This window comes from Streptomyces sp. NPDC059853 (assembly GCF_042731495.1).
Lineage (GTDB): Bacteria > Actinomycetota > Actinomycetes > Streptomycetales > Streptomycetaceae > Streptomyces.
On the sequence record NZ_JBHWJL010000042.1, the window covers coordinates 1 to 26,914 of the forward strand.

The following is a 26,914-nucleotide window of genomic DNA, read 5'->3' on the forward strand; positions in this document are numbered from 1 at the left end:
GTGAGAAGGCCCAGGTCGTCGTGGACACCGGTCACCACGCTCCCGGCACCAACATCGAGTTCATCGTCGCCACGCTGCTGCGCGAGCGGAAGCTCGGCGGGTTCGACTTCAACTCCCGCTTCTACGCCGACGACGACCTCATGGTGGGCGCGGCCGACCCGTTCCAGCTGTTCCGGATCATGTACGAGGTGGTGCGGGGCGGAGGCTTCACCAGCGAGGTGGCCTTCATGCTCGACCAGTGCCACAACATCGAGCCGAAGATCCCGGCGATCATCCGCTCGGTGATGAACGTCCAGGAGGCGACGGCCAAGGCGCTGCTGGTGGACCGGGACGCGCTGGCCGCCGCGCAGCGCGCCGGTGACGTGCTGGGCGCCAACGCCGTCCTGATGGACGCCTTCAACACCGATGTCCGTCCGCTGCTGGCCGAGGTCCGCCAGGAGGCGGGCCTGGACGCCGACCCGATGGCCGCGTACGCGCGCTCGGACTGGGCGGAGCGGATCGTCGCGGACCGCCAGGGCGGTCAGCAGGCCGGATGGGGGGCCTGAGCACCATGGCGGACACGACGCGCACATCCGAGACCGTCGCACAGCTGCTGGGGCGTTCGCACCGGCTGGGCGCCGACCCGCGCAACACCAACTACGCCGGTGGCAACACCTCGGCCAAGGGGACCGCGGCCGACCCGGTGACCGGTGGCGAGGTGGAGCTGCTGTGGGTCAAGGGCTCCGGCGGTGATCTGGGCACCCTCACCGAGGGCGGCCTCGCCGCGCTGCGCCTGGACCGGCTGCGGGCGCTGAAGGACGTGTACCCGGGCGTGGACCGGGAGGACGAGATGGTGGCGGCCTTCGACTACTGCCTGCACGGGCGGGGCGGGGCGGCACCGTCCATCGACACCGCCATGCACGGCCTGGTCGAGGCCGCGCACGTGGACCATCTGCACCCGGACTCCGGCATCGCGCTGGCCTGCGCCGCCGACGGCGAGGCGCTGACCCGGGAGTGCTTCGGCGACCGGGTGGTGTGGGTGCCGTGGCGCCGGCCCGGGTTCCAGCTGGGCCTGGACATCGCGGCGGTGCGGGAGGCCAACCCGCAGGCCATCGGCTGCATCCTCGGCGGCCACGGGATCACCGCCTGGGGCGCCACCAGCGAGGAGTGCGAGCGCAACTCGCTGCACATCATCCGTACCGCCGAGGCGTTCCTGGCCGAGCGCGGCGCGGCGGAGCCGTTCGGCGCGGAGCTGCCCGGGTACGGGCCGCTGCCGGAGGCCGAGCGCCGGGCGCGGGCCGCCGCGCTGGCGCCGGTGATCCGTGGTCTGGCCTCCACCGACAAGCCGCAGATCGGTCACTTCACCGACAGCGAGCCGGTGCTGGAGTTCCTGTCGCGCGCCGAGCACCCCCGGCTCGCGGCGCTGGGCACCTCCTGCCCGGATCACTTCCTGCGCACCAAGGTCGCGCCGCTGGTGCTCGACCTGCCGGCGGACGCCCCGCTGGAGGAGGCGATCGCCCGGCTGAAGGAGCTGCACGCGGCCTACCGGGAGGAGTACCGCGCCTACTACGAGCGGCACGCCGAGCCCGGCTCGCCCGCGATGCGCGGCGCCGATCCGGCGATCGTGCTGGTGCCGGGCGTGGGGATGTTCTCCATCGGCAAGGACAAGCAGACGGCGCGGGTGGCGGGCGAGTTCTATGTGAACGCCATCGCCGTGATGCGCGGTGCCGAGGCGGTCTCCTCCTACTCCCCCATCGAGGAGTCGGAGAAGTTCCGGATCGAGTACTGGGAGCTGGAGGAGGCCAAGCTGCGGCGGATGCCGCCGCCGGCCCCGCTGGCGACCCGGATCGCGCTGGTGACCGGCGGCGGCAGCGGCATCGGCCGGGCCACGGCGCAGCGGCTGGTGGCCGAGGGCGCGTGCGTGGTGGTGGCGGACCGGGACGAGGCCGCGGCGAGCGAGGTGGCGAAGGAGCTGGGCGGCCGGGACCGCGCGGTGGCGGTGGCGGTGGACGTGACCTCCGAGGAGCAGATCGCGGCGGCCTTCGAGGCGGCGGCGCTGGCGTTCGGCGGGGTGGACCTGGTGGTCAACAACGCCGGGATCTCCATCTCCAAGCCGCTGCTGGAGACGACGGCGGCCGACTGGGACCTGCAGCACGACATCATGGCGCGCGGCTCGTTCCTGGCCTCCCGGGAGGCGGCGCGGGTGATGATCGCGCAGGGCATGGGCGGCGACATCGTCTACATCGCCTCCAAGAACGGGGTGTTCGCCGGCCCCAACAACATCGCGTACGGCGCCACCAAGGCGGATCAGGCGCACCAGGTGCGGCTGCTCGCCGCCGAGCTGGGCGAGCACGGCATCCGGGTCAACGGCATCAACCCCGACGGTGTGGTGCGCGGTTCCGGCATCTTCGCGGGCGGCTGGGGCGCGAAGCGTGCCGCCGTGTACGGGGTGCCGGAGGAGAACCTGGGCGCGTACTACGCCCAGCGGACCCTGCTGAAGCGTGAGGTGCTGCCCGAGCATGTGGCGGCGGCGGTCTTCGCCCTCACCGGCGGGGATCTGACCCACACCACCGGTCTGCACATCCCGGTCGATGCCGGGGTGGCGGCGGCGTTCCTGCGCTGAGCCAGTCGTCGAATTCGAGGAGAGCTGTGTCTGCCCCTACCTCCACCGACGCCGCGCGGGACTTCGCCGCGGTGGATCTCGGTGCCTCCAGTGGCCGGGTGATGCTCGCGCGGGTCGGTGGCGGTGAGCTGTCGCTGCGCGAGGCGCACCGGTTCGCCAATCATCCGGTGCGGGTCCGCGGGACGCTGCACTGGGACATCCTGGCGCTGTGGCACGGGGTGCTGACCGGGCTGCGGGCGGCCGGCCGGGAGGCCGGCGGCCCGCTGGCCGGGGTCGGTGTCGACTCGTGGGCGGTCGACTACGGGCTGCTGGACGCCTCCGGCGCGCTGCTGGGCAACCCGGTGCACTACCGGGACGGCCGCACCGACGGGGTGGCCGCCCGGGTGGCGGAGGTGCTGCCGCCGCGCGAGCTGTACGCGGCCACCGGGTTGCAGGAGCTGCCGTTCAACACCGTCTACCAGCTGGTCGCGGCGCGGGGTTCGGCGCAGCTGGCGGCGGCGCGGCAGCTGCTGCTGATCCCGGATCTGATCACCTACTGGCTGACGGGCCGGGCCGGTACCGAGCTGACGAACGCCTCCACCACGCAGCTGATCGATCCGCGCACCCGCGCCTGGTCGCGGCCGGTGGCGGAGGCGCTGGGTGTGGACACCGGGCTGTTCCCGGCGCTGCGCCGGCCCGGCGACCCGGCGGGTGAGGTGATACCCGAGGTGCTGGCGGAGACCGGTCTGGCCGGGCCGGTGCCGGTGTGGTCGGTGGCCTCGCACGACACGGCGTCGGCGGTGGTGGGGGTGCCGGCGGACGGGGACCGGTTCGCGTACATCGCCACCGGTACGTGGTCGCTGGCCGGCCTGGAGCTGGACGCCCCGGTGCTGTCGGAGGAGAGCCGGCGGGCCAACTTCACCAATGAGCTGGGGGTGGACGGCACGGTCCGCTATCTGCGCAACATCATGGGGCTATGGCTGCTCCAGGAGTGTCTGCGGGAGTGGGAGCGGGCCGGCGCCGGGTACGCGCTGGAGCCGCTGCTGCGGGAGGCGGCGCGGGCGGAGCCGCTGCGTTCGGTGGTGGACGCGGGCGATCCGGAGTTCATCGCGCCCGGGGACATGCCGGGGCGGATCGCGCGGGCGTGTGCCCGTACCGGGCAGCCCGAGCCGAGGGACGCGGCGGAGACCGTACGCTGTGTGCTGGATTCGCTGGCGCTGGCGCACCGGGCGACGGTGCGGGAGGCGCAGCGGCTGTCGGGGCGGAGTGTGGAGACGGTGCATGTGGTGGGTGGTGGCGCCCGCAACGAGCTGTTGTGCCAGCTGACGGCGGATGCCTGCGGGCTGCCGGTGGTGGCGGGTCCGGCGGAGGCGGCGGCGCTGGGCAATGTGCTGGTGCAGGCCAGGGCGGCGGGGGTGGTCGGGGGCGGACTCGCCGAGTTGCGGGGCTTGCTGCGTGCCACCGTGCCGCTGCGGCACCATGAGCCCATGGGTGACGCGGGCGCGTGGGACCGGGCGGCGGCCCGGATCGCCGGTGGGGAGGTGGGGCGGTGATGCGGGTCGCGCTGTTCCTCACCTGTGTGAACGACACCCTCTATCCGGCGACGGGCCGGGCCGTGGTCACGCTGCTGGAGCGGCTGGGGGTGGAGGTGGATTTCCCGGTGGAGCAGAGCTGCTGCGGGCAGCCGCAGTTCAACACCGGGTACCGGCATGCGAGTGAGCCGCTGGTGCGCCGGTACGCGCGGGCGTTCGAGGGGTACGACCACATCGTGGTGCCGTCCGGGTCGTGTGCGGCGATGGTGCGCGACAACTATCCGCGGATCGGCCGGAAGGCGGCGGCCGAGGGGCGGGGCGGTGAGCTGGCCGGACTGGCGGAGTCGGTGGTGCCGCGCACGGTGGAGCTGACGGAGTTCCTGGTGGATGTGCTGGGGGTGACGGATGTGGGGGCGTACTACCCGCACCGGGTCACGTACCACCCGACCTGTCACGGGCTGCGGATGCTGGGGCTCGGCGAGCGTCCGCGGCGGCTGCTGGAGGCGGTGCGCGGGCTCGAACTGGTGGATCTGCCGGGCGCTCAGGAGTGCTGCGGTTTCGGCGGCACGTTCGCGGTGAAGAACGCGGCGGTGTCGGCGGCGATGGGCGCGGACAAGGCGCGCGCCGTCATGGGGACGGGGGCCTCGGCGGTGTGCACGGTGGACAACTCGTGCCAGATGCACATCGGGGGGACGCTGTCCCGGCTGGGTTCGACGGTGCGGCCGGTGCACATCGCGGAGATTCTGGCGAGTACCGAGGAGGTGCCGTTCCGGTGAGCGGGGTGACGGGTACGTATCTGGGCATGCCGCCGTTCCCGCGTGCGGCGGAGGACGCGGTGCGCGACACGACGCTGCGCGCGAATCTGCGGCACGCCACGCACACCATCCGGGACAAGCGGGCCGCGGCGGTCGCGGAGCTGCCGGACTGGCAGGAGCTGCGGGCGGCCGGGGCGGCGATCAAGGACCGGACGCTGCGTCATCTGGACCACTATCTGGTGCGGTTGGAGGAGCGGGTCACGGCGGCCGGTGGGGTGGTGCACTGGGCGGCGGACGCGGCCGAGGCGAACCGGATCGTCACCGCGCTGGTGAAGGAGACCGGTGAGCGGGAGGTCATCAAGGTCAAGTCGATGGCCACGCAGGAGATCGGGCTCAACGAGGCGCTGGCCAAGGCGGGGATCCGGGCGAACGAGACGGATCTGGCGGAGCTGATCGTGCAGTTGGGCGACGATCTGCCCTCGCACATCCTGGTGCCGGCGATCCACCGCAACCGGGGCGAGATCCGGGACATCTTCGCGCGGAACATGGCCCGCTGGGGGCGGGCCGCTCCGGAGACGCTCACCGACGCGCCGGCCCAGCTGGCGGAGGCGGCCCGGCTGCATCTGCGGGAGAAGTTCCTGCGCGCCAAGGTGGGGATCTCCGGGGCGAACTTCATGGTGGCCGAGACGGGCACCCTGGTGGTCGTGGAGTCCGAGGGCAACGGCCGGAGGTGCCTGACGCTGCCGGAGACGCTGATCTCGGTGGTGGGGATCGAGAAGGTGGTGCCCAGCTGGCAGGACCTGGAGGTGTTCCTCCAGACGCTGCCGCGCTCCTCGACGGCGGAGCGGATGAACCCGTACACCTCGATGTGGACCGGCACGACCGACGGGGACGGACCGCGGGTGTTCCATCTGGTGCTGCTGGACAACGGCCGCACCGACACGCTCGCGGACGAGGTGGGGCGGCAGGCGCTGCGCTGCATCCGCTGTTCGGCGTGTCTGAATGTGTGCCCGGTGTACGAGCGGGCCGGGGGTCACGCGTACGGCTCCGCGTATCCGGGGCCGATCGGCGCGATCCTCACCCCGCAGCTGCGGGGCACGGCCGGTGAGCTGGACGCGTCGCTGCCGTACGCGTCCTCGCTGTGCGGCGCCTGTTACGAGGTGTGCCCAGTGGCGATCGACATCCCGGAGGTGCTGGTGCATCTGCGGGAACGGGTGGTGCAGGGCGGGCCGGTGACGGTGCGGGGCACCAGGACCCGGATCCGGCCGGCGAAGGGGCATGCGGCGGAGCGGGCCGCGCTGCGGGCGGCGACGTGGGCGCTGGACCGGCCGGGGGCGATGCGGGCCGGGCAGCGGCTGGCGGGGCGCTCGCGGCGGCTGTTGCCGCGCCGCAGTCTGCCGGGCCCCGGCCGGGCGTGGACGGCGAGCCGGGATCTGCCGGCGGTGCCGGCCGAGCCGTTCCGGGACTGGTGGCAGCGGCGCACACGTGGGGAGGACGGGCGATGAGCGCGCGGGATGTGGTGCTGGGCCGGGTGCGGCGGGCGCTGGCGGATGTGCCGCGCGAGGAGACGCCGGAGCAGGTGCCGGTGGTGCGGGACTATCTGGCCTCGCACTCCCCCGCCGATCCGGTCGCCGTGCTGGCGGAGCATCTGGCGGACTACCGGGCGCTGGTGCACCGCACGGACACGGCGGGGCTGCCGGGGCTGATCGCCCGGCTGCTGGCGGAGCGCGGCTCGGGCTCGGTGGTGGTGCCGGACGGGCTGCCCGGGGGCTGGCTGTCGGCGGTTCCGGCGGGCACGGTGCGCACGGTGCCGGACGCGCCGTCGGTCACGGCCGCGGAACTGGACGCGGTGGACAGTGTGGTGACGGGCTGCGCGGTGGCGATCGCGGAGACCGGGACGATCGTGCTGGACGGCGGTCCCGACCAGGGGCGGCGCCGGATCACGCTGGTGCCCGATCACCACATCGTGGTGGTCCGGGTACCGGACCAGGTGGTGGAGTCGGTGGGGCAGGCCCTGCCGCTGCTGTCCCCGGACCGGCCGCTGACCTGGATATCGGGGCCTTCGGCCACCAGTGACATCGAACTCGACCGGGTCGAGGGGGTGCACGGGCCACGCACCCTCGACGTGGTGCTGGTCCGGGAGTGACGGCCGCGGGGGGTATCCACCACGGAAGCGGAAGAAAGGTACCCCCATGCGACTGACCGAGGCCTACGAGCGGGCGCAGGCGGAGTTCGACCGGCGGGTGCGCCGGGTCGGCGCCGGGCAGTGGAGCGCGCCGACCCCGTGCACCGCGTGGTCGGTGCGGGATCTGGTCGGCCATCTGACGGCGGAACAGCTGTGGGCGCCGCATCTGCTGCGCGGCGAGACGCTGGCCGAGGTGGGCGACCGCTACGACGGTGACGTCCTGGGCGAGGACCCGGTGGCGGCCTGGGAGCGGGCGGCGCGCGGCGCCCGGGAGGCGTTCGCGGCGCCGGGGGCGCTGGAGGGCACGGTGCACACCAGTGGCGGGCCGACCCCGGCGGAGGAGTACGCGCGGCAGATGACGCTCGATCTGGCGGTGCACGCCTGGGATCTGGCGCGCGGGATCGCGGCGGACGACCGGCTGGATGAGGAGGTGGCGGCCACGGTGTACGGGTTCGTGGCGCCGCAGATCGACGGCTGGCAGGGGCTGGGCATCTTCGACCCGCCGGTGGAGGTCGCGCGGGACGCCCCGGTGCAGGACCGGCTGGTGGCGCTGCTGGGGCGTGACCCGGCGCGGTGACCGGGTGGGCCCCAGGGGGCGCGTGGCCGCTGCGGGCCCGTACCGGTGCGGCCGTCCGGGCAGCGGAGGGCCTGGGACCGCGGTCGCGGGACCACGGTCCCGGGTCGGTCCGCGGGGGTAGGTCCGCGGACCGTTCCGCGCGGGGCGTGCCCCCGCGTAGCGTCGCGGACATGGACCACGACGACCTGGGCGTACTCGACGAGGCGCTGATCAGGCTGCACGCGACGGGCCCGGAGTTCGAGGGCTGGCTGAGCAATCACGGGCCGATGGCGGTGGAGGCGCTGGTGCGCCGCGGCCAGGGGGCGCGGGTGCACCGCTGGCTCGACGGATACCGGCGGGTGCTGGAGGAGCGGCCCGGCTCGTACGGCCCGATCACGGCGGAGAACTGGCGGGAGGCGCTGGGTGACGCGCGGTATCTGGCGGACTGGGCCGGGTTCTTCGGGCGGCTGCTGGCCGAGCGCCCCTGGCGCGCGGTGCTGGCCGAGTGGTGGCCCCGGCTGCTGCCGGGGATCGCGGGCGGGGCGACGCATCCGGTGATCCGGGTGGGGCACGCGGTGCGGGTGCTGCTGGCGGAGGGGGAGAGCGCGCCGCGGATCGCGGAGCTGGCGCAGGGTCTGGGGTACTGGGCGGCCCGGCATCAGCCGCTGCCCGCGGGGGCGGTCGGCACGGCGGCGGCCTCGGGCGCGGACGCGGCGCTGGGAGCGGTGGCCGGGGTGCCCGATCCGTCGCGGGGCATCAACCACCGGCTGGAGCAGGTGCGGGGGGTGCCGGACTGGCCGGGGGCCGGGGAGCGGGATCCGGCGGTGGCGCGGCAGCGGCTGACCGAACTGGTGCGGGCCGCCGCCGGTTTCTACGCGGAGCACGCGCACGGCAACCCGGTGATGCTGGTGCACGCGGTGACGGCGCCGAACGCGGTGCTGCGGACGCTGCCCGCGCTGCCCGGGGAGTTGTGGTGGCCGGGGCTGCGGGCGGCGTGGGCGGCGAGTGCCGCGGTGGTGGCGGCCTACCGTCCGGCCGGGCCGCAGCCGGAGGTCGCGGTGCCGGACGGGCTGGTCGGGGCCGAACTGTTCGAGCGGGCGGCGGTGCACGGGGACGAGCACGCCATCAAGCTGGTGGACACCCTGCTGGATGTGGTGGACGGGCCGGACGGGGGGACGGCGCTCGGCGCGGGGCTGCGGGCACTGGAGCTGATCGAGCCCGGCTGAGCGCCGTCCTGCCCGGGAGGTCTCCGGCCGGGTCAGGCCGTCAGCAGGGTGTCGATGCGGGCCAGTTCGTCCTCGGTGAGCGGCCCGGCCTCCAGGGCGGCGAGGTTCTGGTCGAGCTGGGCGACGCTGCTGGCGCCGATCAGGACCGAGACCACCCGGGGGTCGCGCAGCACCCAGGAGAGGGCGAGCTGGGCCAGGGTCTGGCCGCGGCCGGCCGCCACCTCGTTGAGGGAGCGCAGCAGGGTCAGCCGCTCGGGGCTGAGGGCGTCGCGCTTGAGGAAGTGGCCGACGGCCATCCGGGAGTCCTGCGGTACCTCGCCGGAGAGGTAGCGGTCGGTCAGCAGGCCCTGGGCGAGCGGGGAGAAGGCGATGAGACTGGTGCCGGTCTCGCCGATGGCGTCCAGGACGCCGTCCTCCAGGGCGCGGTGCAGCATGTTGTAGGGGGACTGGTGGATCAGCAGCGGGGTACCGAGGTCGCGCAGGATCTCGGCGGCGCGGCGGTGCTGTTCGGCCGGGTAGTTGGAGATCCCGGCGTACAGGGCGCGGCCGGAGCGCACCGCCTGGTCGAGGGCGCCGAGGGTCTCCTCCAGCGGGGTGTCCGGGTCGTAGCGGTGGGAGTAGAAGACGTCGACGTACTCCAGGCCCATCCGCTTGAGCGACTGGTCGAGGCTGGCCAGCAGGGACTTGCGGGAGCCCCATTCGCCGTACGGGCCGGGCCACATGTGGTAGCCGGCCTTGGAGGCGATGAAGAGTTCGTCGCGGTAGGGGCGGAAGTCCTGGGCGAAGAGGGCGCCGAAGTTGGTCTCGGCGGATCCGGGGGGCGGGCCGTAGTTGTTGGCGAGGTCGAAGTGGGTGATGCCGCGGTCGAAGGCACGGCGCAGGACGGCGCGCTGGTTGTCCAGGGTGCTGGTGTCGCCGAAGTTGTGCCACAGGCCGAGGGATACGGCGGGCAGCAGGACACCGCTGCGGCCGGAACGGCGGTATTGCATGGTGTCGTAGCGGTCTGCGGCGGCTGCGTAGGTCACCGGGTCTCCTCGCGAAGGTACACGTTTTCCGTCATCCTGACACAGAATCGATCAGATCATCGAGCTTTTCCGGCGGCCTCGGTCACCCAGGCCAGGGCCCCCCGCAGATGGGCGCGGAAGCCGGGGTCCGTGTACGCCTCGGACGTGTGCCCGAGGGCGGTGTAGAAGGCCCGGCCGCCGGTGTGCTCGTGGCACCACACCAGCGGGTGGTCCTCGCCCATCCGGCCGCCGGTGTAGGTGCTTTCGTCCGCGGTGGCCAGTACCCGGACCCGGCCACCGGGGCTCTCGGTGAAGTGGTACCACTCGTCCGTGAACGCCCAGCGCCGCGGCAGATGGGCGGTGGCGGGGTGGTCGTGGTCCGTCACCCGGATCACGCCGGGCTGGAGGGCGGGGTGCCCGTCGAAGCGGGCGCCGACGAGGTCGCCGTACCACGGCCAGTCGTACTCGGTGCCGGAGGCGGAGTGGACACCGAGGAAACCGCCGCCCGCCTCCTGGTGTGTGCGCAGCGCCTCGCGGGCGGTGTCGGTGAGGACCTCGCCGGTGGTGGAGAGGAAGACGACGGCCGCGCTGCCGGGCAGGGCCGCGGCGAGTTCGGCGGGGTCCTCGGTGGCGAGGACGGGCCGGCCCAGCTCGGCGCCCAGGGCGCGGAAGGCCGCGATGCCGTCGGGGATGGAGTCGTGGCGGAATCCGGCGGTGCGGGTGAAGACGACGAGCTGCTCGGAAGTCATGGGTCCCCATGGTAGGAGGCGCCTTCCGCCGGGCCGGGCCCCGGCGGTGGGGGCGCTTGCGCGCCCGGGGGGTGTGCGCGGCGCCCTCGCGCTTCAGTTCCGCTGGATCGTGGGAAATCAGATAACAACCCGCCCAAGTGTCTTCCGCTTCCCGCCTTGTGGGCCCCATGATCTTGGGCATTCCCGAGTGAGGAGTACGGATGCCCCGTGATCAGGTTGCCCTCGTCTTTAAGCAGCAGGCCGGTGCCTGCGCCCGGCTGGGTTCCCCGCTGTACGCGGCGCTGCTGGAACGAGTGGCCCGGGACATCGAGGAGGAGGGCCCCTGTGCGGCCGTGCTGGAGGGATACGAGGACGCCGGTCCCGCCGACGCGCCGGCGCTGCGGATGATGGGGGCGGTGCACGCCCTGGTCCTCACCGGGCGCGCTCCGGAGCTGGCGGAGCACTACCCCAGCGCCGGTGGGGTGTTCGACCCCGAGCACCCGGACGCGGGCTGGCCGGCCTTCCGGGCGGCGGTCGCCGCCGAGCCGGACTGGGTGCGGGACTGGCTCGAACGGCCGCCGCAGACCAATGAGGTGGGACGGGCCTCCCTCCTGCTGGCCGGGCTGCTGTACGCGGTGCCCACGGCCGCGCTCCCGGTGCGGCTGTTCGAACTCGGTTCCAGCGCGGGCCTGAACCTGCGGGCCGAACAGTTCCGGTACCGGGCACCGTCCTTCTCCTGGGGCAACCCCGACTCCCCCGTCGTGCTCGACCCGGTGTGGCGCGGCGACCCGCCCGGCTGGCTGGCCGAGGGCGCGCGGCGGCACCAGACCCTGCGGATCGTCGAGCGCCGCGGCTGCGACATCGCCCCGCTCGATCCGCTCTCCCCCGACGGCGCCCTCGCCCTGCGCGCCTATGTGTGGCCGGACCAGTCGGACCGCACCCGGCGGCTGGAGGGCGCGCTGCGGATCGCCGCCAAGGTCCCGGCCACGGTGGGCGGGGCGGGCGCCGCGGAATTCCTGTCGGGGGTGGAGCTGGAGCCCGGCACCTTGACGGTGGTGTGGCACTCGGTGATGCGGCAGTACGTGCCCGACGCCGAGTGGGCCGCCGTGGAGCGGGAGCTGGACCGGCTGGCGGCGGCGTCCGGGCCGGACGCCGGGTTCGCGCACATCGCGTTCGAGCCGCGCGAGGTGGGCGAGCTGCACCGGTTCGCGCTGTCGGCGCGGCTGGGCCGGGAGCCTGAAGAATTCCTGGCGTTCGCCGCGCCGCACGGGCTGCCCGCGTGGTCGCCCGGTCAGGACTGACGCACGATGGGCCCATGGGACATGTGATGACCTCGGAGGAATGGCGGGCCTTCGTCGCCGCCGGTACCAGGACCGGGAAGCTGTCGACGGTGCGCGCGGACGGCGGCCCGCACGTGGCGCCGGTGTGGTTCGTGCTGGACGGCGACGACATCGTCTTCAACACCGGCGCGAGCACCGTCAAGGGCCGCAACCTGGCCAGGGACGGGCGGGCGGCGCTGTGCGTCGACGACGAGCGGGCCCCGTACAGCTTCGCCGTGCTGCGCGGCCGGGTGCGGCTGAGCGAGGACCTGGCGGAGGTCAGGGAGTGGGCCACCCGGATCGCGGCGCGCTACATGGGCGAGGACCGGGCGCGGGAGTTCGGCGAACGCAACGGGGTGCCCGGTGAGCTGCTGGTCCGGATGCGGGTGGAGCACGTCTCCGCCGTCGCCGATCTGGCCGAGTAGGCGGCGCTACAGCCCGCGCCAGGTGCGGCGGTCGCGGGCGACGCCGTGGATGGCGCGGATCCGGTCCGGGGCGAGGAGGGCCCCGTACCGGGTGAGCCCTTCCAGCTGGTGCTCGCGCAGCACCCGTACGTCGCCGGGCACCGTGCCGTACGCGACCCGCCCGGCGGTGACGCAGATCAGCACCGGCGAGACCGTCACCGGGAAGCCGCAGCCCCGGGTGAGGGCGTGCGCCGCGAGGGCGGCGCCACGCCGGCAGTACCGCAGATGGGGCTCGCCGCGCCGGGTCCCGGTGCGCACCTGCTCCTCGTCCGGGTCGCCGACCCGCAGCGGCCCGCGGGCGTGGGCCACCGTGTGGCAGCCGAAGACCCCTGCCGGGCCGATCGCCAGATGCGAGAGGGTGGCGGCGCCGGGCAGCGGCAGGGAGTGCAGGATCTCCCAGCCCGCGCCCGCGAGCCGGTCGAGGGCGGCGCCCGCGGAGCGTTCCCCGGCGAGCCGCTCCCGCAGGTCCGCGGTGTCCCGCTCCCGGCCGAGCAGGGCGCGGGCGAGCCGGCCCACGCCGCGGTCGGGCCGGTCGGGCCGGTCGGCGAGGAGACCGTACAGCGTCTCGCCCGGCCGGTTGGGGGCCAGGTCGTCGTCGGGGTGCAGCCACAGCGGGCCGTCGCGCCGCGGGCCCGGGTCCGGTTCCGGGCCGGGCTCGATACCCCACTCACTCGGGTCCATGACACCATCGTCACGGCCCGGCCGCCCACAGGCATCCCGTCGGGCCCGGACGTGGCCGAAGGAGTACGGAATCGTGGCGGGGCTGATCGACACCGTGGCATGGGTGCATCTGGACCGGGGGCGGATCCTGGGCGTGCGCTCGCGGGGCAAACGCCTCTTCTACATCCCCGGCGGCAAGCGGGACGGCGCGGAGAGCGACCGGGAGACGCTGCTGCGGGAGGTGCGCGAGGAGCTGACCGTGGCACTGGTGCCGGAGACGGTGGCCCATGTGGGCACGTACGAGGCCCAGGCCGACGGGTATCCGGACGGCACGCTGGTGCGGATGGCCTGCTACACGGCGGACTTCCGCGGCACTCTGGCCGCCAGCAGCGAGATCGAGGAACTGGCCTGGCTCTCGCTGGCCGACAAGGAACGCACGGCGCCGGTGGACCACGCGGTGTTCGAGGATCTGGCGGCGGACGGGCGGCTGCGCTGACACATACCATGACGGTTGGCCAAGGAGGTGACCCGGTGGGGGATGCGGCCCATGTCGACGGGCGGGTGGAGCGCGGCAACGCCACGCGCCGGCTGGTGCTGCGCCGGACCATGGACGTGGCCTCGGTGGAGGGCCTGGGCGGGCTGTCGATCGGGCGGATCGCCGGGGAGCTGGGGCTGAGCAAGAGCGGGGTGTTCGCGCTCTTCGGGTCCAAGGAGGAGCTTCAGCTGGCCACGGTGCGGGCGGCGCGGTCCGTGTTCGTGCGGCGCATCGTCCAGCCGGCCCTCGAGGTGCCCGAAGGGCTGGGGCGGGTGCTGCTGCTGTGCGACGGCTACCTGGAGTACTCGCGCGAGCGGGTCTTCCCCGGCGGCTGTTTCTTCATCGCGGTGGCCACCGAGTTCGCTGCCCGCGAGGGCGCGGTGCGGGACGCGGTGGCGCTGGCCCGCGAGGAGTGGGACCGGCTGGTCCTGGACACGCTCGCGGGCGCGCGGGCGGCGGGCGACCTGCGGGAGGACGCCGATGTGACGCAGCTGGCGTTCGAACTGGTCGCCCTGATGGACATGGCGAACACCACCTCGGCCCTGTTCGGGGACGCGTCGGGGTACGAGCGGGCCGCGCGGGCCGTGCGGGAGCGGCTGCGGACGGTCGCCGCTCCCGGCACCGGGGTACCGGACCCGGGCTGAGCACCGTGCCCGGCGGACGGCCGCCCGGCCGTGCGCGCGGCGTGGCTCGGCCGTCTAGTGAACCGGGTCGGTCGCCGAGACGAAGTCGAGCACGCTGTCGACGACGTGCGGGTCGCCGATGATCCGGCGGTGGCCCAGGCCCCGGGTGATGAGCAGGTCGGCCCGGTCGCCGTAGGTCTCGGCGATGCGGCGGGCGTGGCCGACCGGGATCATGTCGTCGTCCTCGTCGTGGACGACGAGGATCGGCAGGGTGAGCCGGTCGGGCCGGTAGGTGGCGGAGAACCGCTCCCAGATGCGGGGGACGCCGGGGAAGACGTCCTCTTCGATCCGGGTGCGCAGCAGGGTTCTGGCGCGCCCGGTGAGGCCGGCGCCGGCGCAGAAGGAGTCGGCCAGGAAGTCGAAGTCGGGTATGGGGGCGAGGGCGATGAGCCGGGTGGCGGTGACCTCTTCGCGGACCGCCCAGAAGCCGGCGAGGGCGCCCACCGAGTGGCCGATGACCGCCTCGTAGTGGCCGTCCGCGGGGGCGAGGCGGCGGGCCGTGGCGCCGTACTGGAGGATCGAGGTGTCGCCGTCGGGGGACTCCCCGTGGCCGGGGGCGTCGAAGGCGACGGGGCTGTAGCCGCGGTCGGTGAGCGCGCGGACGAGGGGGGCGAAGCGGGAGGCGCGGAACATCCAGCCGTGCAGGAGGAGGACCGGGCGCTCGCCGGTCCCCCAGCGGTGGACGGCCACGTCCTGGCCGTCCACCGTGACGGTCCGCGAGCGGGCGGCGCGCATCACCGGCTCCTCCTCGGGGCGCGGGCGGGCGGTGGCTCGGGGGCGGCGGAAGGCTGGCAGGGCGGCCCGGACGGCCAGTGAGGGTGCCACCCGGGAGGTGAGGCGCAGGGCGCCGCGGGCGAGGTCGGAGGTCACGGCCATGCTGGATCCCCTCGGTGGGACGGTGGGCTGGCGAGATGTTAGCACGACCGTTCGCATAGTTTTCTCGTTCCGCCGGACCGGCCCGCACCCGGCGGGGCCGCGCACGGAACGCCGCCGTCAGGGCGCCGGGTCCAGGGCCCTCCGCTCGCCGGCCGGTTCCCCGTCGCGGCGTACCAGTTCGGCGTACCGGCCGCCCAGGGCCAGCAGTTGGGCGTGGGTGCCGCGCTCGGTGATCCGCCCGCCGTCCAGGACGACGATCTCGTCGGCGTCGCGGACGGTGGAGAGCCGGTGGGCGATGGTGATGGTGGTCCGCCCGGCCGACAGGGCGTCGATGGCCCGCTGGACGGCCTGCTCGGTCGCGGTGTCCAGCGCGGAGGTGGCCTCGTCGAGGACGAGCACCGGCGGATCGCGCAGGATCGTCCTGGCCAGCGCGAGGCGCTGCTTCTCCCCGCCGGAGAACCGGTAGCCGCGCTCCCCCACCACGGTGTCGTACCCCTTCGGCAGGGCGGCGATGTGGTCGTGGATCTGCGCGGCGCGGGCGGCGGCCTCGATCTCGGCGTCGGTGGCGTCCGGCTTGGCGAACCGCAGATTGTCGGCCACCGAGGCGTGGAAGAGGTAGGTCTCCTGGGAGACCACGCCGACGGCGCGGGCGAGGGAGGCGAAGTCCAGTTCCCGCACGTCGATGCCGTCCAGCCGGACGGAGCCCTCGGTGACGTCGTAGAGGCGGGGCACCAGATAGCTGAGGGTGCTCTTGCCCGAGCCGGTGGGGCCGACGACGGCGAGCGAGCCGCCGGCCGGCACCGTCAGATCGATGTCGCTGAGGGTGAGCGGCCCGGCGGGGTCGTATCGGAAGGACACCCCTTCCAGCCGGATCTCGCCCTTGGCGTGCCGCAGTTCCACCGGGTCGGGGCGCTCGGTGATGTCGACCGTGAGGTCGAGGTACTCGAAGACGCGCTGGAAGAGGGCGAGCGAGGCCTGGATGTCCACGCCGGTGGACAGCAGGGACACGGCCGGCCGCAGCAGCCCCTGCTGGAGGCTGACGAAGGCGACCAGGGTGCCGATGGACGGCGGGGTGCCGCCGAGTTGCAGCAGGACGCCGGCCGACCAGTAGAGCAGGGCGGGGATGGCGGCCATGATCATGCCGATGGTGGCCATCCGCCAGCGGCCGGCCATCGAGGCGCGGATCTCCAGGTCGGCGAGGCGGGTGGACTCCTGGGTGAAGTCGCGGGTGAGGCTGTGGGCGCGGCCCATGGTGCGGCCGAGCAGGATGCCGCTGACCGACAGCGACTCGGTGACCATGGCGGCCATGGTCGCCATCTGTTTCTGGCGCTGTGCGGTGATCCGCTTGCGCTCCCGGCCCACGCGGCGGGCCAGCCAGACGAAGAAGGGCAGCAGGGCGAGGGAGAGCAGGGTCAGCCGCCAGTCGAGGGCGAGCATCGCCACCAGTGTGGCGACGACGGCCGTGACGTTGGAGACCAGCGAGGTCGCGGTGGAGGTGACGGTGGCCTGCATGCCGCCGATGTCATTGGCGATGCGGGACTGGACCTCACCGGTGCGGGTGCGGGTGAAGAAGGCCAGCGGCATCTGCTGGAGCTTGGCGTAGACCTGGGTGCGCAGGTCGTGCATGACCCGCTGGCCGACGGTGGTGGAGATGAGGGTCTGGAGCACGCCGAAGACGCTGCTCATCACAGCGGTGACGATCATGCCCAGCGCGAGGAGGGCGAGCAGGGTGGTGCGCTGGTGGGGCAGCGCGGTGTCGATGATCTCCCGGAGCAGGAACGGGGAGGCGACGGCCACCAGGGAGGAGGCGCCCACGAGCAGGGCGACGACGGCCAGGCGGGTGCGGTAGGGACGGAAGAGGGCGAGGATGCGGCGGATCTGCGCGGGGTGCTGCGGTGCGGCCGGATCGGCGACCGGATCGCCGGTCCGCCAAGCGGTGTCGTGCGGCATGTGCTCCTTCGGAGGGTGTCATGGGGGGACAGCCCTCCAGCGTACGGCGCCGGAGGGGGCGCCGTACGGGTGACGGTGGGCGCTCAGTCGGCCCGCACCGCGCGGGAGGTGATGCGCAGGTGGCGCCGGGGCCCGTCGGTCCACTCCACGGTGATGGCGAGGGCGGCGTCCGGGTCGGGGGTGTCGGCCGGCGGGGTGGTCACCCGTACCCCGGCCAGCGACGCCAGGGGCGGCGGGGCGTTGTCGCCGGTCAGCCGGGCGAGGGCGATGAACAGCCGGTCGCCGGGCGTTGGCCCGGTGCGTCCGGTGAGGACGGGGAGCCGGGCATCAGTGCTGAAGGCGGTGGACAGGCCGGACAGCGGGGCGTCAGCGGTGTAACCGTGCACCGGATGCAGTGCGGAGTGCAGCCCCTCCCCGGCCGCCCATCCGGTGAGCCGGACCGGCACCTCCGGCGCACTGTCGCTCATCAGATGAATACGGACTTCGGCGGCGCCGTGCGCCAGCACCACGGAGACCACCCGGTGCCCGCCCGCATCGTGTGCCGAGGCGATCCAGCCGTCCCCGGCCCCCAGCGGCTCGATCGCGGAACGGGCGGCCCACGTCCCGTCGGGAAGGAGGGGGCCGAAGTGGTTGTCGGCCGCCGGGCCGGCGTCCACGGGGGTGGACCCGGTCACCGTCGAGTAGCCGGACCGGGTGTAGTGCGGGTCGTAGCGCGCGTCCTCGCTGCCGTGGTTGTGCAGCCGCACCACGCCGTCGGACGCGGTGGACTGGAGCAGCCATCCCGGGACGGGCAGCGCGGTGACGGCGTCGGCGCGTTCGGCCGGGCCCGGCTCCTCGGTGGCGGTCCACACCGGATGCCCGGCGGGCAGCAGCAGCCCGGTGAACGCCTTGCTCGCCCAGTACGGCGACGCGGGGCCCGAGTAGCGCTGGAGGACGCCCCGGTAGGGCCCGTGCCAGCCGAGCGACAGCAGCCCGTCGGGGCCCACCGCGCCCCGGTCCAGGAAGTAGCGCAGCGCTCCGGAGGCCAGCCGGCGGGTGACACCGGGGGCCAGCGGGGTGCGGCCGGTCAGGGCGCCCAGCCACAGCGGTGCGGTGGTGGCCATCCGGTAGGTGAGCGACCGCCCCTGGTGCAGGGGCGCGCCGTCGCCGCCGAACAGCCGGGCGTAGTCGGCGAGATGGACGGCGAGCCGGTCGCCGTACCGGTCCAGGGCCGCCGGGTCCCCCGAAAGCCGGGCGTGCAGCACCGGGTACAGATGCATGGCCCAGCCGTTGTAGTAGTCGAAGTGCCGGGCCGGTCCGTCGCTGTACCAGCCCTCGCCCCGGTACCAGGGCTCGATCCGGCCGAGACCGCGCGCGATGGCCGCCTCGGCCGCCGCCGCTGTCGCTTCCCCGGCCTCCTCGGTCTCGGCGAGAAAGCCGCCCACCGTGACCGGGAACAGCTCCCAGTTGCACTCCCACGCCTGTGCGGTGAGCGCGTCCGACAGCCAGCGGGCGGCCCGCTCCCGTACCGGCGCGGGCAGCCGGTCCCACAGCCACGGCCGGGTCAGCCGCAGCGCCAGCGCGATCGAGGCGGCCTCCACCAGCGGCTGGCCGCGGTCGGTGATCAGCGGCCAGTCCTCGGGGCCGTCGCCGCCGGGGGTGCGGGTCCCGGCGTCGAGGCCGGCGGCGTACCGCTCCAGGACCCCGTGCGGGTCCGCGCCCCCGGCCCCGGCCACCCGGAAGGCGGCCAGCAGGAACGTCCTGGCGTACCCCTCCAGTCCGTCCGAGCGCACTCCGGAGCCGCTGGGCGGGCCGCCGGGCAGGTGGTAGAGCGCCGCGCCCGGGGTGGCGTACGGGACCACCGCGCCCAGCAGGCCGTCGGCGACCGCCTCCCAGTGGGCGCGGGTCCACCCGGTGTACGGGCTCAGCGCCCGGTCCTCGTCCGGCAGGGTGAAGGGGTGCTTGGCCATGCGCGTGCCGCCTGATCGTCGGGGCTGGTCCGCCGGGCACCCTATGCCAGACAGTAAACGCTTTCCAGACCGCGGCCGGGATGCTGGCCGGAAAGCGGCGGGCGTGCTAGTCAGACCCCATGCCTGCCCACTCCTCGTACGATGCCGTGATCGTCGGCGGAGGCCACAACGGCCTGGTCGCCGCCGCCTACCTCGCCCGCGCCGGGCGCCGGGTGCTGCTGCTGGAGCGCCTGCCGCACACCGGAGGCGCCGCCGTCTCCGCCGCCGCCTTCCCCGGGGTGGCCGCCCGGCTGTCGCGGTACGCCTATCTGGTGAGTCTGCTGCCCGAGCACATCGTGCACGATCTGGGGCTGCGGCTGACCCCGGCCAAGCGCGAGTTCTCCTCGTACACCCCGGCGGTGCGCGCCGGGCGGCCAACAGGCCTGCTGGTGGGCGGCGGCACCGAGCGCACCCGGGAGTCCTTCGCCCGGCTGACCGGCTCGGACCGGGAGTTCGAGGCCTGGCAGGAGTTCTACGCCACCACCCGGCGGCTGGCGGCCCGGGTCTTCCCCTCGCTCACCGAACCGCTGCCCACCCGGGCGGCGTTGCGCGCGCGGGTGGCGGACGACGCGACCTGGCACGCGGTGTTCGAACAGCCGCTGGGGGCGACCATCGAGGAGCGGTTCGCGGACGACCTGGTGCGCGGCGTGGTGCTGACGGACGGACTGATCGGCACCTTCGCCTCCGCGCACGACCCGTCGCTGCGGCAGAACCGCTGCTTCCTGTATCACGTGATCGGTGGCTGCACCGGGGACTGGGATGTGCCGGTGGGCGGCATGGGCGCGGTGACCGACGCGCTGGCGGCCTCCGCACGGCGGGCCGGTGCCGAGTTGGTGACCGGGCACGAGGTCACCGGCATCGCACCGGACGGCGGGCCGGGCGGACGGGCGGAGGTGCGGTTCACCGACGGGGAGCGCGAGGGGGCGGTCGGCGCGCAGCACGTCCTGGTCAACGCCTCGCCGCAGGTGCTCGCCCGGCTGCTGGGCGAGGCGGCGGCGCCGGCCGCACCGGCCGAGGGGGCGCAGCTGAAGGTGAACATGCTGCTGCGCCGGCTCCCCCGGCTGCGGGACCCGCGGGTCGATCCGCGCGAGGCGTTCGCGGGGACGTTCCACGTGGCCGAGGGCTACGCCCAGTTGGAGACCGCCTACCGGGAGGCCGCGTCCGGCCGCGGGCCCTCGGCGCCGCCCAGCGAGTTGTACTGCCATTCCCTGACCGATCCCTCCATCCTCTCCCCCGAACTGGCCGGGGCCGGGTACCAGACCCTGACCCTGTTCGGACTGCACACCCCGGCCCGGCTGTTCGGTCCTGACGGGCCCGGCGAGACGCAGGCGCGGGACACGCTGCTCGCGTCGGCGCTGGCTCAGCTGGACGAGCACCTGGCGGAGCCGGTCCTCGACTGTCTGGCCGTGGACGGGGAGGGCCGGCCGTGTCTGGAGGTGAAGACGCCGCTGGACCTGGAGCGCGACCTGTGGCTGCCGGGCGGCAACATCTTCCACGGGGACCTGGACTTCCCGTTCCGGGAGGACACGGCGGACGGGCGGCCCGCGGGCCGCTGGGGGGTGGAGACCGAGCACGAGCGGATCGTGCTGTGCGGCTCCGGCGCGGCACGCGGCGGAGGGGTCAGCGGCGTCCCGGGGCACAACGCCGCCATGGCGGTGCTGGGCCGGTAGGACGAGGGATGCCGGGGCCCCCGGCCGGCTCCCGCGTGCCGCGCGGCACGGGCGCCCGGCCGGGGGCGCGCCGGTCAGGCGTCGGCCGGCCGGATGGGCAGGGCGCGGCCCGCCCGGAGGTACAGCGGGATGCGCTCCAGCGGGGCGGCGGCGCTCACCGTGCTGCCGCCCTCGTGCCAGGTGCCGTCATGGGCGTCCTGCCAGCGGCTCCCGGCGGGGAGATACACCCGCCGCTCCCGGACGCCCGGTTCCGCGACCGGGGCCACCAGCAGATCGGGGCCCAGCAGGAACTGGTCCTCCACCTCCCAGGCGGCGGGGTCGTCCGGGGCGTCGTAGAACAGCGGGCGCATCGGCGGGGTGCCGGTGCGGTGCGCGATGTCCATCTGCTCCTGGACGTAGGGGCGCAGCCGTTCGCGCAGCAGCATCTGCTCACGGATCAGGGGGTAGGCGGGCCCGTAGCACCACGGCTCGTTGGGGCCGCCGGTCATGGTGACGCCGAAGGGCTCGTTGGGGTCGCGGTCGCCGTGCAGCCGGAACAGCGGGCAGTGCACGCCGTACTGGAACCAGCGCACCATCAGCTCCTGGTAGGCGGGGTCGGCCGGGTCACCGCCGTGGAAGCCGCCGATGTCGGTGGTCCACCAGGGGATGCCGCTGAGCGCGACGTTCAGTCCGGCGCGTATCTGGGTGCGCAGGGAGTCGAAGGTGGCGGGGATGTCGCCGGACCACAGGGCGGCGCCGTAGCGCTGACTGCCGGCCCAGGCGGACCGGTTGAGGGTGACGATGTCCCGCTCCCCCTCGGCGGTCAGCCCCTCGTGGAAGGCGCGGGCGTGTTCGCGCGGGTAGAGGTTGCCCACCCGGCGGCCGTCACCGGCGGCGTACTGCGCGCGTTCCTGGAGGGGCGGGGCGAGGTCCGGTTCGCCGGCGTCCAGCCAGAAGACGCGGACGCCGTGCCGGTGGTAGCCCTCGCGCACCGCGTCCCACAGCAGCCTGCGGGCGTCGGGGTCGGTGGGGTCGTAGTAGTGGGTGGGCGCGAAGCCGCCCGGGGCGGGCCAGTTCTGGGTGATCACGCCGCCGTGCCGGTCGGCCACCAGCCCGCCCGTGGCGCGCAGAGCCGGGTAGTGAGTGCTGTCGGGGTGGACGGTGGGCCACACGGAGACCATCAGCCGCACGCCGAGGGCCTCCAGTTCGGCGACCATGGCCGCCGGGTCCGGCCAGTCGGCGGGGTCGAAGCTCCAGTCGCCCATCTGCCGCCAGTGGAAGAAGTCGCTGACGATGACCGAGAGCGGCAGCTCGCGGCGGGCGAACTCGCGGGCGACCGCCAGCAGTTCCTCCTGGCTGCGGTAGCGGAGCCGGGACTGCCAGAAGCCGGTGGCCCAGTGCGGCAGCGGCGGCGGGTGGCCGGTGGCGGCGGCGTAGGCGGCCATCAGATCGGCGGGGGTGTCGCCGGCGGTGATCCAGTAGTCCATCTGGTCGGAGCGTTCGGCGACCCAGCGGGTGGCGTCGTGGGCGAGTTCGACCCGGCCGAGCGCGGGGTTGTTCCAGAGCAGGCCGTAGCCGCGTGAGGAGATCAGCAGCGGGATGGACACCTCGGCGTTGCGCTGGGCGAGTTCGATGACCAGGCCCTTCTGGTCGAGGCGGCCGTGCAGATGCTGGCCGAGTCCGTAGAGCCGTTCGCCGGGGTGGGCGGCGAAGCGCTGTTCGAGACGGTAGCCGCCGTCGCCGTGCGGGGTGTGGGTGCGGGGCGGGGGCCAGCCCTTGTACGGCTCGGCGTCGGCGAGCAGTTCCTCGCCGGTGGCGGTGCGCGTGAAGCGGAGCCGGCCGCGGGCGTCGAGGTGGGCGGTGATCCGGCCGTTGACGAGGCGGGCGCCGCCGTCGGGGGTGGCTTCGGTGGACGCGGCGACGGCGCCGGGGGCGCCGCCGGGCGGCAGGTCCTCAAGGGCTCCGGGGGCGGTACGGCGGATGCCGGCGGCCCCGGCGCGGACCCGTACGGCGTCGCTCCCCCAGGGTTCGACGCGCAGGACCTCGGACGGCGCGAGCCGCTCCAGATGGTGTGCGTGGACGGTGACGGTGGTGGTCATACGTGCTGCCCTCCGCTGGGTGGTGGTCCTTCCGGATCATGGTCGCCCCGGCGCGGGGTGGCGGAAACCGGCCGGGGGGTGCGGAAACTTTCGGGTTCCGGCGGACGGTCGGGCCGGGCGGCCGGTGGCATCGGCACGGAAGGCATCCGGCCGGGGCGGCCCGCCCGGACGGCGCGGCGCGCGGTGCCGGGGTCAGTCGGACGACGGTGCCCGGCGGGGCAGCGGGGCGGTGGAGTCGCGGATCACCACGTGCGTGCCGAGCACGGCGTGCTGGGCGGCGGCGGAGACCTCGCCCGCGCGCAGGCCGAGCGCCAGCCGGACGGCGGTGCGGCCGACCTCCTCGTAGGGCACGTGCACGGTGGTCAGCTGGGGGCGCAGATCGGTGGCCGGGTCGACGTCGTCGTAGCCGGTGAGAGAGACGTCCTCGGGGACCCGCAGCCCGTGGTCGCCGAGGGCGGCCAGCGCGCCGGCCGCCACGGTGTCGGTGACGGCGCACACGGCGGTGAAGTCGCGGCCCGCGCGCAGCCGGGCGGACAGTTTGCCGTAGGCGTCCACGCGGCTGAACTCGGCGGCGGTGACCAGGGTGTCGTCGGCCGGTACGCCGTGGTCGGCGAGGGCGCGGCGGTAGCCGGCGAGCCGGCCGGCCGCGGTGGTGGAGCCGTTGGCGGCGGCGCCCAGGAAGAGGATGCGGCGGTGCCCCTGGGCCAGCAGCCGGCTGACGACGGCGTAGGCGCCGCCCTCGTTGTCGTACTCCACGACGGTGGCCGGCACACCCTCGCCGAGCGGGGGCCGGCCGCACAGCACCAGGCGGGACCCGGAGGCGTCCAGGGAGTGCGCGATGGCGGTCATCTGGCTGCGGTAGGTGGCGTCGTCGACCACGCCGCCGATGAGGATGACGGCGCCCGCGCCCTGTTCGCGCATGGTGCGCACCACGGACAGTTCGCGCTCGGGGTCGCCCTGGGTGGTGCAGATGAGGCAGATCCGGCCGCGCCGGGCGGCCTCCTCCTCGACGCCGTGGGCGACGGAGGCGAAGGAGGCCCCGCGGACGTCGTTGAGGACGAAGGCGACGGTGGGGGTGCCCCGGCCGCGCAGGGCGCGGGCGTGGGTGTTGGCGACGTAGTCGAGATCCTTGATGGCGCGCAGTACGCGCTGCCGGGTGCGCTGCGCGACGGGGTAGTTGTCGGCGAGGACGCGGGACACGGTGGCCATCGACACCCCGGCCCGCTCGGCGACGTCGCGCAGGGTGGCCGGCGCTCCGCCGGCGGGCGTCATGGCCGCGCTCCGCGGAAAGCGTTTCTCCTCATCCAGCGCAGTCTAACCACAGGGAACGGCGGGGGACTTCGCCGCTTCCCGCCCTTGACGTGGTACGGGGCCGGTGTTCAGGGTGAACAGACAACGTTTTCTGAACGGGGAGCTGACCAGCACCAATGCCCAGCATCAACGAGGGCGGCGCGCGTCCCGCAGCGCTGTTCGTCATGGACCCGGTGCATCTGGACCGGCTGTTCCCCCCGGCGGTACGGAAGCGGCTGTCGGAGGTGCTGCGGCTGCCGGAGAGCGCCGCCCCGCGCCCGGCCGCGGCCGCGGGCATCGACCCGGCGGAGGTGGAGGTGCTGATCACCGGCTGGGGGTGCGCGCCGCTGACGGAACCGGTACTGGCCCGGCTGCCCCGGCTGCGGGCGGTGCTGCACGCGGCCGGCAGCGTCAAGCACCACATCACCCCGGCCTGTTGGGAGCGCGGCCTGGTGGTGTCCTCGGCGGCCGCCGCCAACGCGCTGCCGGTCGCGGAGTTCACGCTCGGCGCGATCCTGCTCAGCGGCAAGGACGCGCTGGGTACGGCGGCCCGGTACGCGGCCGGCGGCCGTCCGCCGACCGTCGCGCAGACGGCCGCGCTCGGCAACTACCGGCGGCGGGTCGGCATCGTCGGGGCGTCGCGGATCGGGCGCCGGGTGATCGAGTTGCTGCGCCCGTTCGACTTCGAGGTCGCGGTGCACGATCCCTATCTGCCGGACGACCGGGCGCGGGAGATGGGGGTGACGCCGCTGCCGCTGGACGAGTTGTGCGCGGTCAGCGACGTGCTGAGTCTGCACGCCCCGGCCGTACCCGCCACCCGTGGGCTGCTGGACGCCCGCCGGCTGGCGCTGCTGCCGGACGGCGCCACCGTGATCAATACGGCGCGCGGGGCGCTGGTGGACCACGCGGCGCTGGAGGCGGAGCTGGTGTCCGGCCGGATCACCGCGGTCCTGGATGTCACCGAACCGGAGCCGTTGCCGGCCGGCTCGCCGTTGTTCGGCCTGGAGGGTGTGCTGGTCACGCCGCACATCGCCGGGGCGCTGGGCAATGAACTGGAGCGCCTGGGCGACCTGGTGGCCGGTGAGGCGGCGGCGCTGTACGCGGGCCGGCCGCTGGGGCACCGGGTGCACCGCTCGGATCTGGGCACCATCGCCTGAGCCGGTGGCCGGGCGGCCACCTCCGGGGAGCGGGCGGCGACGCGGGGGACGGGCGGGGCGCGGCCGCCCTGGGTCCCGGTACGGCACTGACCGCACCCGCCACGGCCGCCGAGCCTCCGGCGTCCCCCGGCGCGGTGATGGCGCGGGAGAGTGCTGCGACGGCGGCCCGGCGGGCACCTGGGAACCGGGCGGAGGCATGCCCGGGCCCCGACGTGCAATTGGTCTGGACATGACGGAAGGACCGGCGCTACCGTCGGAGTTGGTCTGGACCGCAGCACTCGCACCCGTGCACGGAGCTTCCTTCCCCCCACATCTCCGGGAGCGACAGCATGCGCAGAAAGATCACCGCCGCCGCCACGGGCCTCGGGCTCGCCGCCATCACGGTCCTCGGCACCGGCGGCACCGCTCACGCCCACGGCTACAGCACGGCACCGACCAGCCGCCAGTCCTTCTGCGCCCAGGGCGTGGCGAGCAACTGCGGAGAGATCCAGTGGGAGCCGCAGAGCGTGGAGGGCCCCAAGGGCTTCCCGCAGGGCGGCCCCGCCGACGGGCAGATCTGCGCGGGCGGCAACTCCAGGTTCGCGCAGCTGGACGATCCGCGCGGCGGCGCCTGGCCGGCGACCCGCCTGACGCCGGGCCAGGGCTACACCTTCACCTGGACCTTCACGGTCACGCACAGCACCAGCGACTTCCGCTACTACATCACCCGGGACGGCTACGACCCCCGCACGCCGCTGACCCGGGCCGACCTGGAGCCGCAGCCGTTCATGACCGTGTCCCTGAACGGCCGGCACCCGGCCACGACCGAACGGCACCAGGGCACCGTGCCCACCCAGAAGTCGGGCCGGCACCTGATCCTCGCGGTCTGGGACGTGGCCGACACCGGCAACGCCTTCTACTCCTGCTCCGACGTGGATCTGTGAGGAGCGGGGGAACCGGCCGCTGAACCGGCGGGCGCCGCGCCGCCCCTCCCCTGACCACCGCTGCCGCCGGGTGCCACGCGATGACACCCCGGCGGCAGCGGTACCCAGGTCAGCGCGCGGGTGCGCACAGCGTGTGCAGGGTCAGCACGCACAGCCCGACGATCAGCGCGGACCAGAGCGGGAAGGCCGCGAAGAAGCCGGCCTGGCCGACGGCGGCGACCATCACCACGGCGACGGCGGCGCCCGCGGCGCGGGGGCGGCGCCGCTGAAGCGCGATCCCGGCGGCCAGCTGGGCGCCGCCGAGCAGCAGGAAGACGAGACCCCACGCGGGGTAGTCCAGCGCCATCAGCCCGCCGCGGGCGACCGCGAAGTACTCGGGTCGTCCCAGGGCGGTCAGGCCGGACAGCAGATGGAAGGTTCCCAGCAGCGTCAGCAGCAGCCCGGCGTACCGGAGGCGGCCGGGCGGTGCGGGTGGCGGGTCGGGAGCACCGGGCGACGGCGCCTCCCCGGCTCGTACGGTCGGCGCGGTCCCCATGGCGGCTCCTTTCGACGGCGTCCGGCCCCGCACCTTCCATTACGGACTCCGCGGGGCGCGGGCACCCGCGCGCCGGGGCCGTTCGGGTCGGGGCCGTTCGGGTCGGCCGGGGACGGAGGTGGCCGGGCCGTTGGGCGCCCGGCCCACCGGGCCGTCCGTGGGCGGCGGTCCGGTGGGCCGGGTGGCGGGGGCGGGCGCGGGGGAGGCCGTCCTTCACTC

General features: G+C 74.5%; 23 protein-coding genes and 1 pseudogene. 15 read left to right on the forward strand and 9 right to left on the reverse strand.

Translation table 11 applies throughout. The annotated features are described in order from the left end of the window. The 8 genes and pseudogenes from ACFV5N_RS07265 to ACFV5N_RS07300 form a co-directional block, all read left to right on the forward strand. A pseudogene (locus tag ACFV5N_RS07265) lies at positions 1 to 545 on the forward strand (rhamnose isomerase); the annotation flags it as partial. A gap of 5 nt (positions 546 to 550) precedes the next feature. Further along, positions 551 to 2,602 carry a bifunctional aldolase/short-chain dehydrogenase gene (locus tag ACFV5N_RS07270; protein ID WP_385595254.1) on the forward strand — a complete coding sequence of 684 codons (2,052 nt, stop codon included), beginning with the start codon at positions 551 to 553 and terminating at the stop codon, positions 2,600 to 2,602. Between the two features lie 26 nt (positions 2,603 to 2,628). Next, on the forward strand, positions 2,629 to 4,134 hold the full coding sequence (locus ACFV5N_RS07275) for a rhamnulokinase family protein (protein WP_385595257.1): 1,506 nt from the start codon (positions 2,629 to 2,631) through the stop codon (positions 4,132 to 4,134). Beyond that, positions 4,134 to 4,889, forward strand: a complete 756-nt coding sequence (locus ACFV5N_RS07280; RefSeq protein ID WP_375061801.1) for a (Fe-S)-binding protein — start codon at positions 4,134 to 4,136, stop codon at positions 4,887 to 4,889. The genes ACFV5N_RS07275 and ACFV5N_RS07280 overlap by 1 nt, the downstream gene beginning before the upstream one ends. A 5-nt stretch (positions 4,890 to 4,894) precedes the next feature. Beyond that, positions 4,895 to 6,373, forward strand: coding sequence for a lactate utilization protein B (locus ACFV5N_RS07285; RefSeq protein WP_385595306.1), 1,479 nt, complete (start codon positions 4,895 to 4,897; stop codon positions 6,371 to 6,373). Next, positions 6,370 to 7,014: a lactate utilization protein C gene (locus tag ACFV5N_RS07290; RefSeq protein WP_385595260.1), complete on the forward strand. Its 645-nt coding sequence runs from the start codon at positions 6,370 to 6,372 to the stop codon at positions 7,012 to 7,014. The genes ACFV5N_RS07285 and ACFV5N_RS07290 overlap by 4 nt, the downstream gene beginning before the upstream one ends. Before the next feature lie 46 nt (positions 7,015 to 7,060). Continuing rightward, positions 7,061 to 7,630, forward strand: a complete 570-nt coding sequence (locus tag ACFV5N_RS07295) for a TIGR03086 family metal-binding protein (protein ID WP_385595263.1) — start codon at positions 7,061 to 7,063, stop codon at positions 7,628 to 7,630. A 170-nt stretch (positions 7,631 to 7,800) separates the two neighbouring features. Next, a complete protein-coding gene (locus ACFV5N_RS07300) occupies positions 7,801 to 8,835 on the forward strand; it encodes a questin oxidase family protein (RefSeq protein WP_385595266.1) in 1,035 nt (344 codons plus the stop codon). Positions 8,836 to 8,867: 32 nt separating this feature from the next. On the opposite strand, the gene ACFV5N_RS07305 is transcribed toward ACFV5N_RS07300, so the two are convergent. Then, a complete protein-coding gene (locus ACFV5N_RS07305; protein ID WP_385595268.1) occupies positions 8,868 to 9,860 on the reverse strand; it encodes an aldo/keto reductase in 993 nt (330 codons plus the stop codon). 56 nt (positions 9,861 to 9,916) lie between these two features. Continuing rightward, entirely contained in the window at positions 9,917 to 10,588 is a 672-nt protein-coding gene (locus ACFV5N_RS07310; protein WP_385595272.1) for a ThuA domain-containing protein, read from the reverse strand. Between the two features lie 200 nt (positions 10,589 to 10,788). On the opposite strand from ACFV5N_RS07310, the gene ACFV5N_RS07315 reads away from it, so the two are divergent. Together ACFV5N_RS07315 and ACFV5N_RS07320 are read left to right on the forward strand one after the other, a co-directional pair. After that, complete coding sequence (locus tag ACFV5N_RS07315; protein WP_385595274.1) at positions 10,789 to 11,868, forward strand: DUF2332 domain-containing protein; 1,080 nt, start codon at positions 10,789 to 10,791, stop codon at positions 11,866 to 11,868. A 14-nt stretch (positions 11,869 to 11,882) separates the two neighbouring features. After that, a complete protein-coding gene (locus tag ACFV5N_RS07320; RefSeq protein WP_385595276.1) occupies positions 11,883 to 12,311 on the forward strand; it encodes a PPOX class F420-dependent oxidoreductase in 429 nt (142 codons plus the stop codon). A gap of 6 nt (positions 12,312 to 12,317) precedes the next feature. Here the strand turns inward: ACFV5N_RS07320 and ACFV5N_RS07325 are convergent, their stop codons facing one another. Next, positions 12,318 to 13,031, reverse strand: a complete 714-nt coding sequence (locus tag ACFV5N_RS07325) for an NERD domain-containing protein (protein WP_385595277.1) — start codon at positions 13,029 to 13,031, stop codon at positions 12,318 to 12,320. 73 nt (positions 13,032 to 13,104) lie between these two features. Between ACFV5N_RS07325 and ACFV5N_RS07330 the strand changes: the two genes are divergently transcribed. Together ACFV5N_RS07330 and ACFV5N_RS07335 are read left to right on the forward strand one after the other, a co-directional pair. Further along, entirely contained in the window at positions 13,105 to 13,506 is a 402-nt protein-coding gene (locus tag ACFV5N_RS07330; RefSeq protein ID WP_385595279.1) for an NUDIX domain-containing protein, read from the forward strand. Between the two features lie 8 nt (positions 13,507 to 13,514). Further along, entirely contained in the window at positions 13,515 to 14,189 is a 675-nt protein-coding gene (locus ACFV5N_RS07335; protein WP_385595281.1) for a TetR/AcrR family transcriptional regulator, read from the forward strand. 54 nt (positions 14,190 to 14,243) lie between these two features. On the opposite strand, the gene ACFV5N_RS07340 is transcribed toward ACFV5N_RS07335, so the two are convergent. From ACFV5N_RS07340 to ACFV5N_RS07350, 3 genes are all read right to left on the reverse strand, one after another. Further along, positions 14,244 to 15,104 carry an alpha/beta fold hydrolase gene (locus ACFV5N_RS07340; RefSeq protein WP_385595283.1) on the reverse strand — a complete coding sequence of 287 codons (861 nt, stop codon included), beginning with the start codon at positions 15,102 to 15,104 and terminating at the stop codon, positions 14,244 to 14,246. A gap of 117 nt (positions 15,105 to 15,221) precedes the next feature. Further along, positions 15,222 to 17,054 carry an ABC transporter ATP-binding protein gene (locus ACFV5N_RS07345; RefSeq protein WP_385595285.1) on the reverse strand — a complete coding sequence of 611 codons (1,833 nt, stop codon included), beginning with the start codon at positions 17,052 to 17,054 and terminating at the stop codon, positions 15,222 to 15,224. 83 nt (positions 17,055 to 17,137) lie between these two features. Next, positions 17,138 to 19,003, reverse strand: coding sequence for a DUF2264 domain-containing protein (locus ACFV5N_RS07350; protein WP_385595288.1), 1,866 nt, complete (start codon positions 19,001 to 19,003; stop codon positions 17,138 to 17,140). Positions 19,004 to 19,122: 119 nt separating this feature from the next. Between ACFV5N_RS07350 and ACFV5N_RS07355 the strand changes: the two genes are divergently transcribed. Further along, positions 19,123 to 20,712, forward strand: coding sequence for a phytoene desaturase family protein (locus ACFV5N_RS07355; RefSeq protein ID WP_385595290.1), 1,590 nt, complete (start codon positions 19,123 to 19,125; stop codon positions 20,710 to 20,712). A 74-nt stretch (positions 20,713 to 20,786) separates the two neighbouring features. Here ACFV5N_RS07355 and ACFV5N_RS07360 read toward each other — a convergent pair whose 3' ends face one another. After that, positions 20,787 to 22,790 (reverse strand): TIM-barrel domain-containing protein, encoded by a 2,004-nt coding sequence (locus ACFV5N_RS07360; RefSeq protein ID WP_385595293.1) that lies wholly within the window; start codon positions 22,788 to 22,790, stop codon positions 20,787 to 20,789. A gap of 192 nt (positions 22,791 to 22,982) precedes the next feature. Further along, positions 22,983 to 24,062: a LacI family DNA-binding transcriptional regulator gene (locus ACFV5N_RS07365; RefSeq protein WP_385595296.1), complete on the reverse strand. Its 1,080-nt coding sequence runs from the start codon at positions 24,060 to 24,062 to the stop codon at positions 22,983 to 22,985. A gap of 155 nt (positions 24,063 to 24,217) precedes the next feature. Here ACFV5N_RS07365 and ACFV5N_RS07370 point away from each other — a divergent pair, with 155 nt between their 5' ends. After that, entirely contained in the window at positions 24,218 to 25,237 is a 1,020-nt protein-coding gene (locus ACFV5N_RS07370; RefSeq protein WP_385595299.1) for a hydroxyacid dehydrogenase, read from the forward strand. Between the two features lie 329 nt (positions 25,238 to 25,566). Continuing rightward, a complete protein-coding gene (locus ACFV5N_RS07375; RefSeq protein WP_385595302.1) occupies positions 25,567 to 26,160 on the forward strand; it encodes a lytic polysaccharide monooxygenase in 594 nt (197 codons plus the stop codon). A gap of 109 nt (positions 26,161 to 26,269) precedes the next feature. Here the strand turns inward: ACFV5N_RS07375 and ACFV5N_RS07380 are convergent, their stop codons facing one another. Continuing rightward, positions 26,270 to 26,695, reverse strand: coding sequence for a hypothetical protein (locus ACFV5N_RS07380; protein ID WP_385595304.1), 426 nt, complete (start codon positions 26,693 to 26,695; stop codon positions 26,270 to 26,272). Positions 26,696 to 26,914: the final 219 nt, after the last annotated feature.

Bases quoted from the DNA above. Each gene is read 5' to 3' on its own strand.
- ACFV5N_RS07270 (WP_385595254.1), top strand. From the start codon at position 551: ATGGCGGACACGACGCGCACATCCGAGACCGTCGCACAGCTGCTGGGG.
- ACFV5N_RS07280 (WP_375061801.1), top strand. From the start codon at position 4,134: ATGCGGGTCGCGCTGTTCCTCACCTGTGTGAACGACACCCTCTATCCG.
- ACFV5N_RS07290 (WP_385595260.1), top strand. From the start codon at position 6,370: ATGAGCGCGCGGGATGTGGTGCTGGGCCGGGTGCGGCGGGCGCTGGCG.
- ACFV5N_RS07295 (WP_385595263.1), top strand. From the start codon at position 7,061: ATGCGACTGACCGAGGCCTACGAGCGGGCGCAGGCGGAGTTCGACCGG.
- ACFV5N_RS07300 (WP_385595266.1), top strand. From the start codon at position 7,801: ATGGACCACGACGACCTGGGCGTACTCGACGAGGCGCTGATCAGGCTG.
- ACFV5N_RS07310 (WP_385595272.1), bottom strand. From the start codon at position 10,588: ATGACTTCCGAGCAGCTCGTCGTCTTCACCCGCACCGCCGGATTCCGC.
- ACFV5N_RS07315 (WP_385595274.1), top strand. From the start codon at position 10,789: ATGCCCCGTGATCAGGTTGCCCTCGTCTTTAAGCAGCAGGCCGGTGCC.
- ACFV5N_RS07320 (WP_385595276.1), top strand. From the start codon at position 11,883: ATGGGACATGTGATGACCTCGGAGGAATGGCGGGCCTTCGTCGCCGCC.
- ACFV5N_RS07325 (WP_385595277.1), bottom strand. From the start codon at position 13,031: ATGGACCCGAGTGAGTGGGGTATCGAGCCCGGCCCGGAACCGGACCCG.
- ACFV5N_RS07335 (WP_385595281.1), top strand. From the start codon at position 13,515: ATGACGGTTGGCCAAGGAGGTGACCCGGTGGGGGATGCGGCCCATGTC.
- ACFV5N_RS07340 (WP_385595283.1), bottom strand. From the start codon at position 15,104: ATGGCCGTGACCTCCGACCTCGCCCGCGGCGCCCTGCGCCTCACCTCC.
- ACFV5N_RS07345 (WP_385595285.1), bottom strand. From the start codon at position 17,054: ATGCCGCACGACACCGCTTGGCGGACCGGCGATCCGGTCGCCGATCCG.
- ACFV5N_RS07350 (WP_385595288.1), bottom strand. From the start codon at position 19,003: ATGGCCAAGCACCCCTTCACCCTGCCGGACGAGGACCGGGCGCTGAGC.
- ACFV5N_RS07355 (WP_385595290.1), top strand. From the start codon at position 19,123: ATGCCTGCCCACTCCTCGTACGATGCCGTGATCGTCGGCGGAGGCCAC.
- ACFV5N_RS07360 (WP_385595293.1), bottom strand. From the start codon at position 22,790: ATGACCACCACCGTCACCGTCCACGCACACCATCTGGAGCGGCTCGCG.
- ACFV5N_RS07365 (WP_385595296.1), bottom strand. From the start codon at position 24,062: ATGACGCCCGCCGGCGGAGCGCCGGCCACCCTGCGCGACGTCGCCGAG.
- ACFV5N_RS07370 (WP_385595299.1), top strand. From the start codon at position 24,218: ATGCCCAGCATCAACGAGGGCGGCGCGCGTCCCGCAGCGCTGTTCGTC.
- ACFV5N_RS07375 (WP_385595302.1), top strand. From the start codon at position 25,567: ATGCGCAGAAAGATCACCGCCGCCGCCACGGGCCTCGGGCTCGCCGCC.
- ACFV5N_RS07380 (WP_385595304.1), bottom strand. From the start codon at position 26,695: ATGGGGACCGCGCCGACCGTACGAGCCGGGGAGGCGCCGTCGCCCGGT.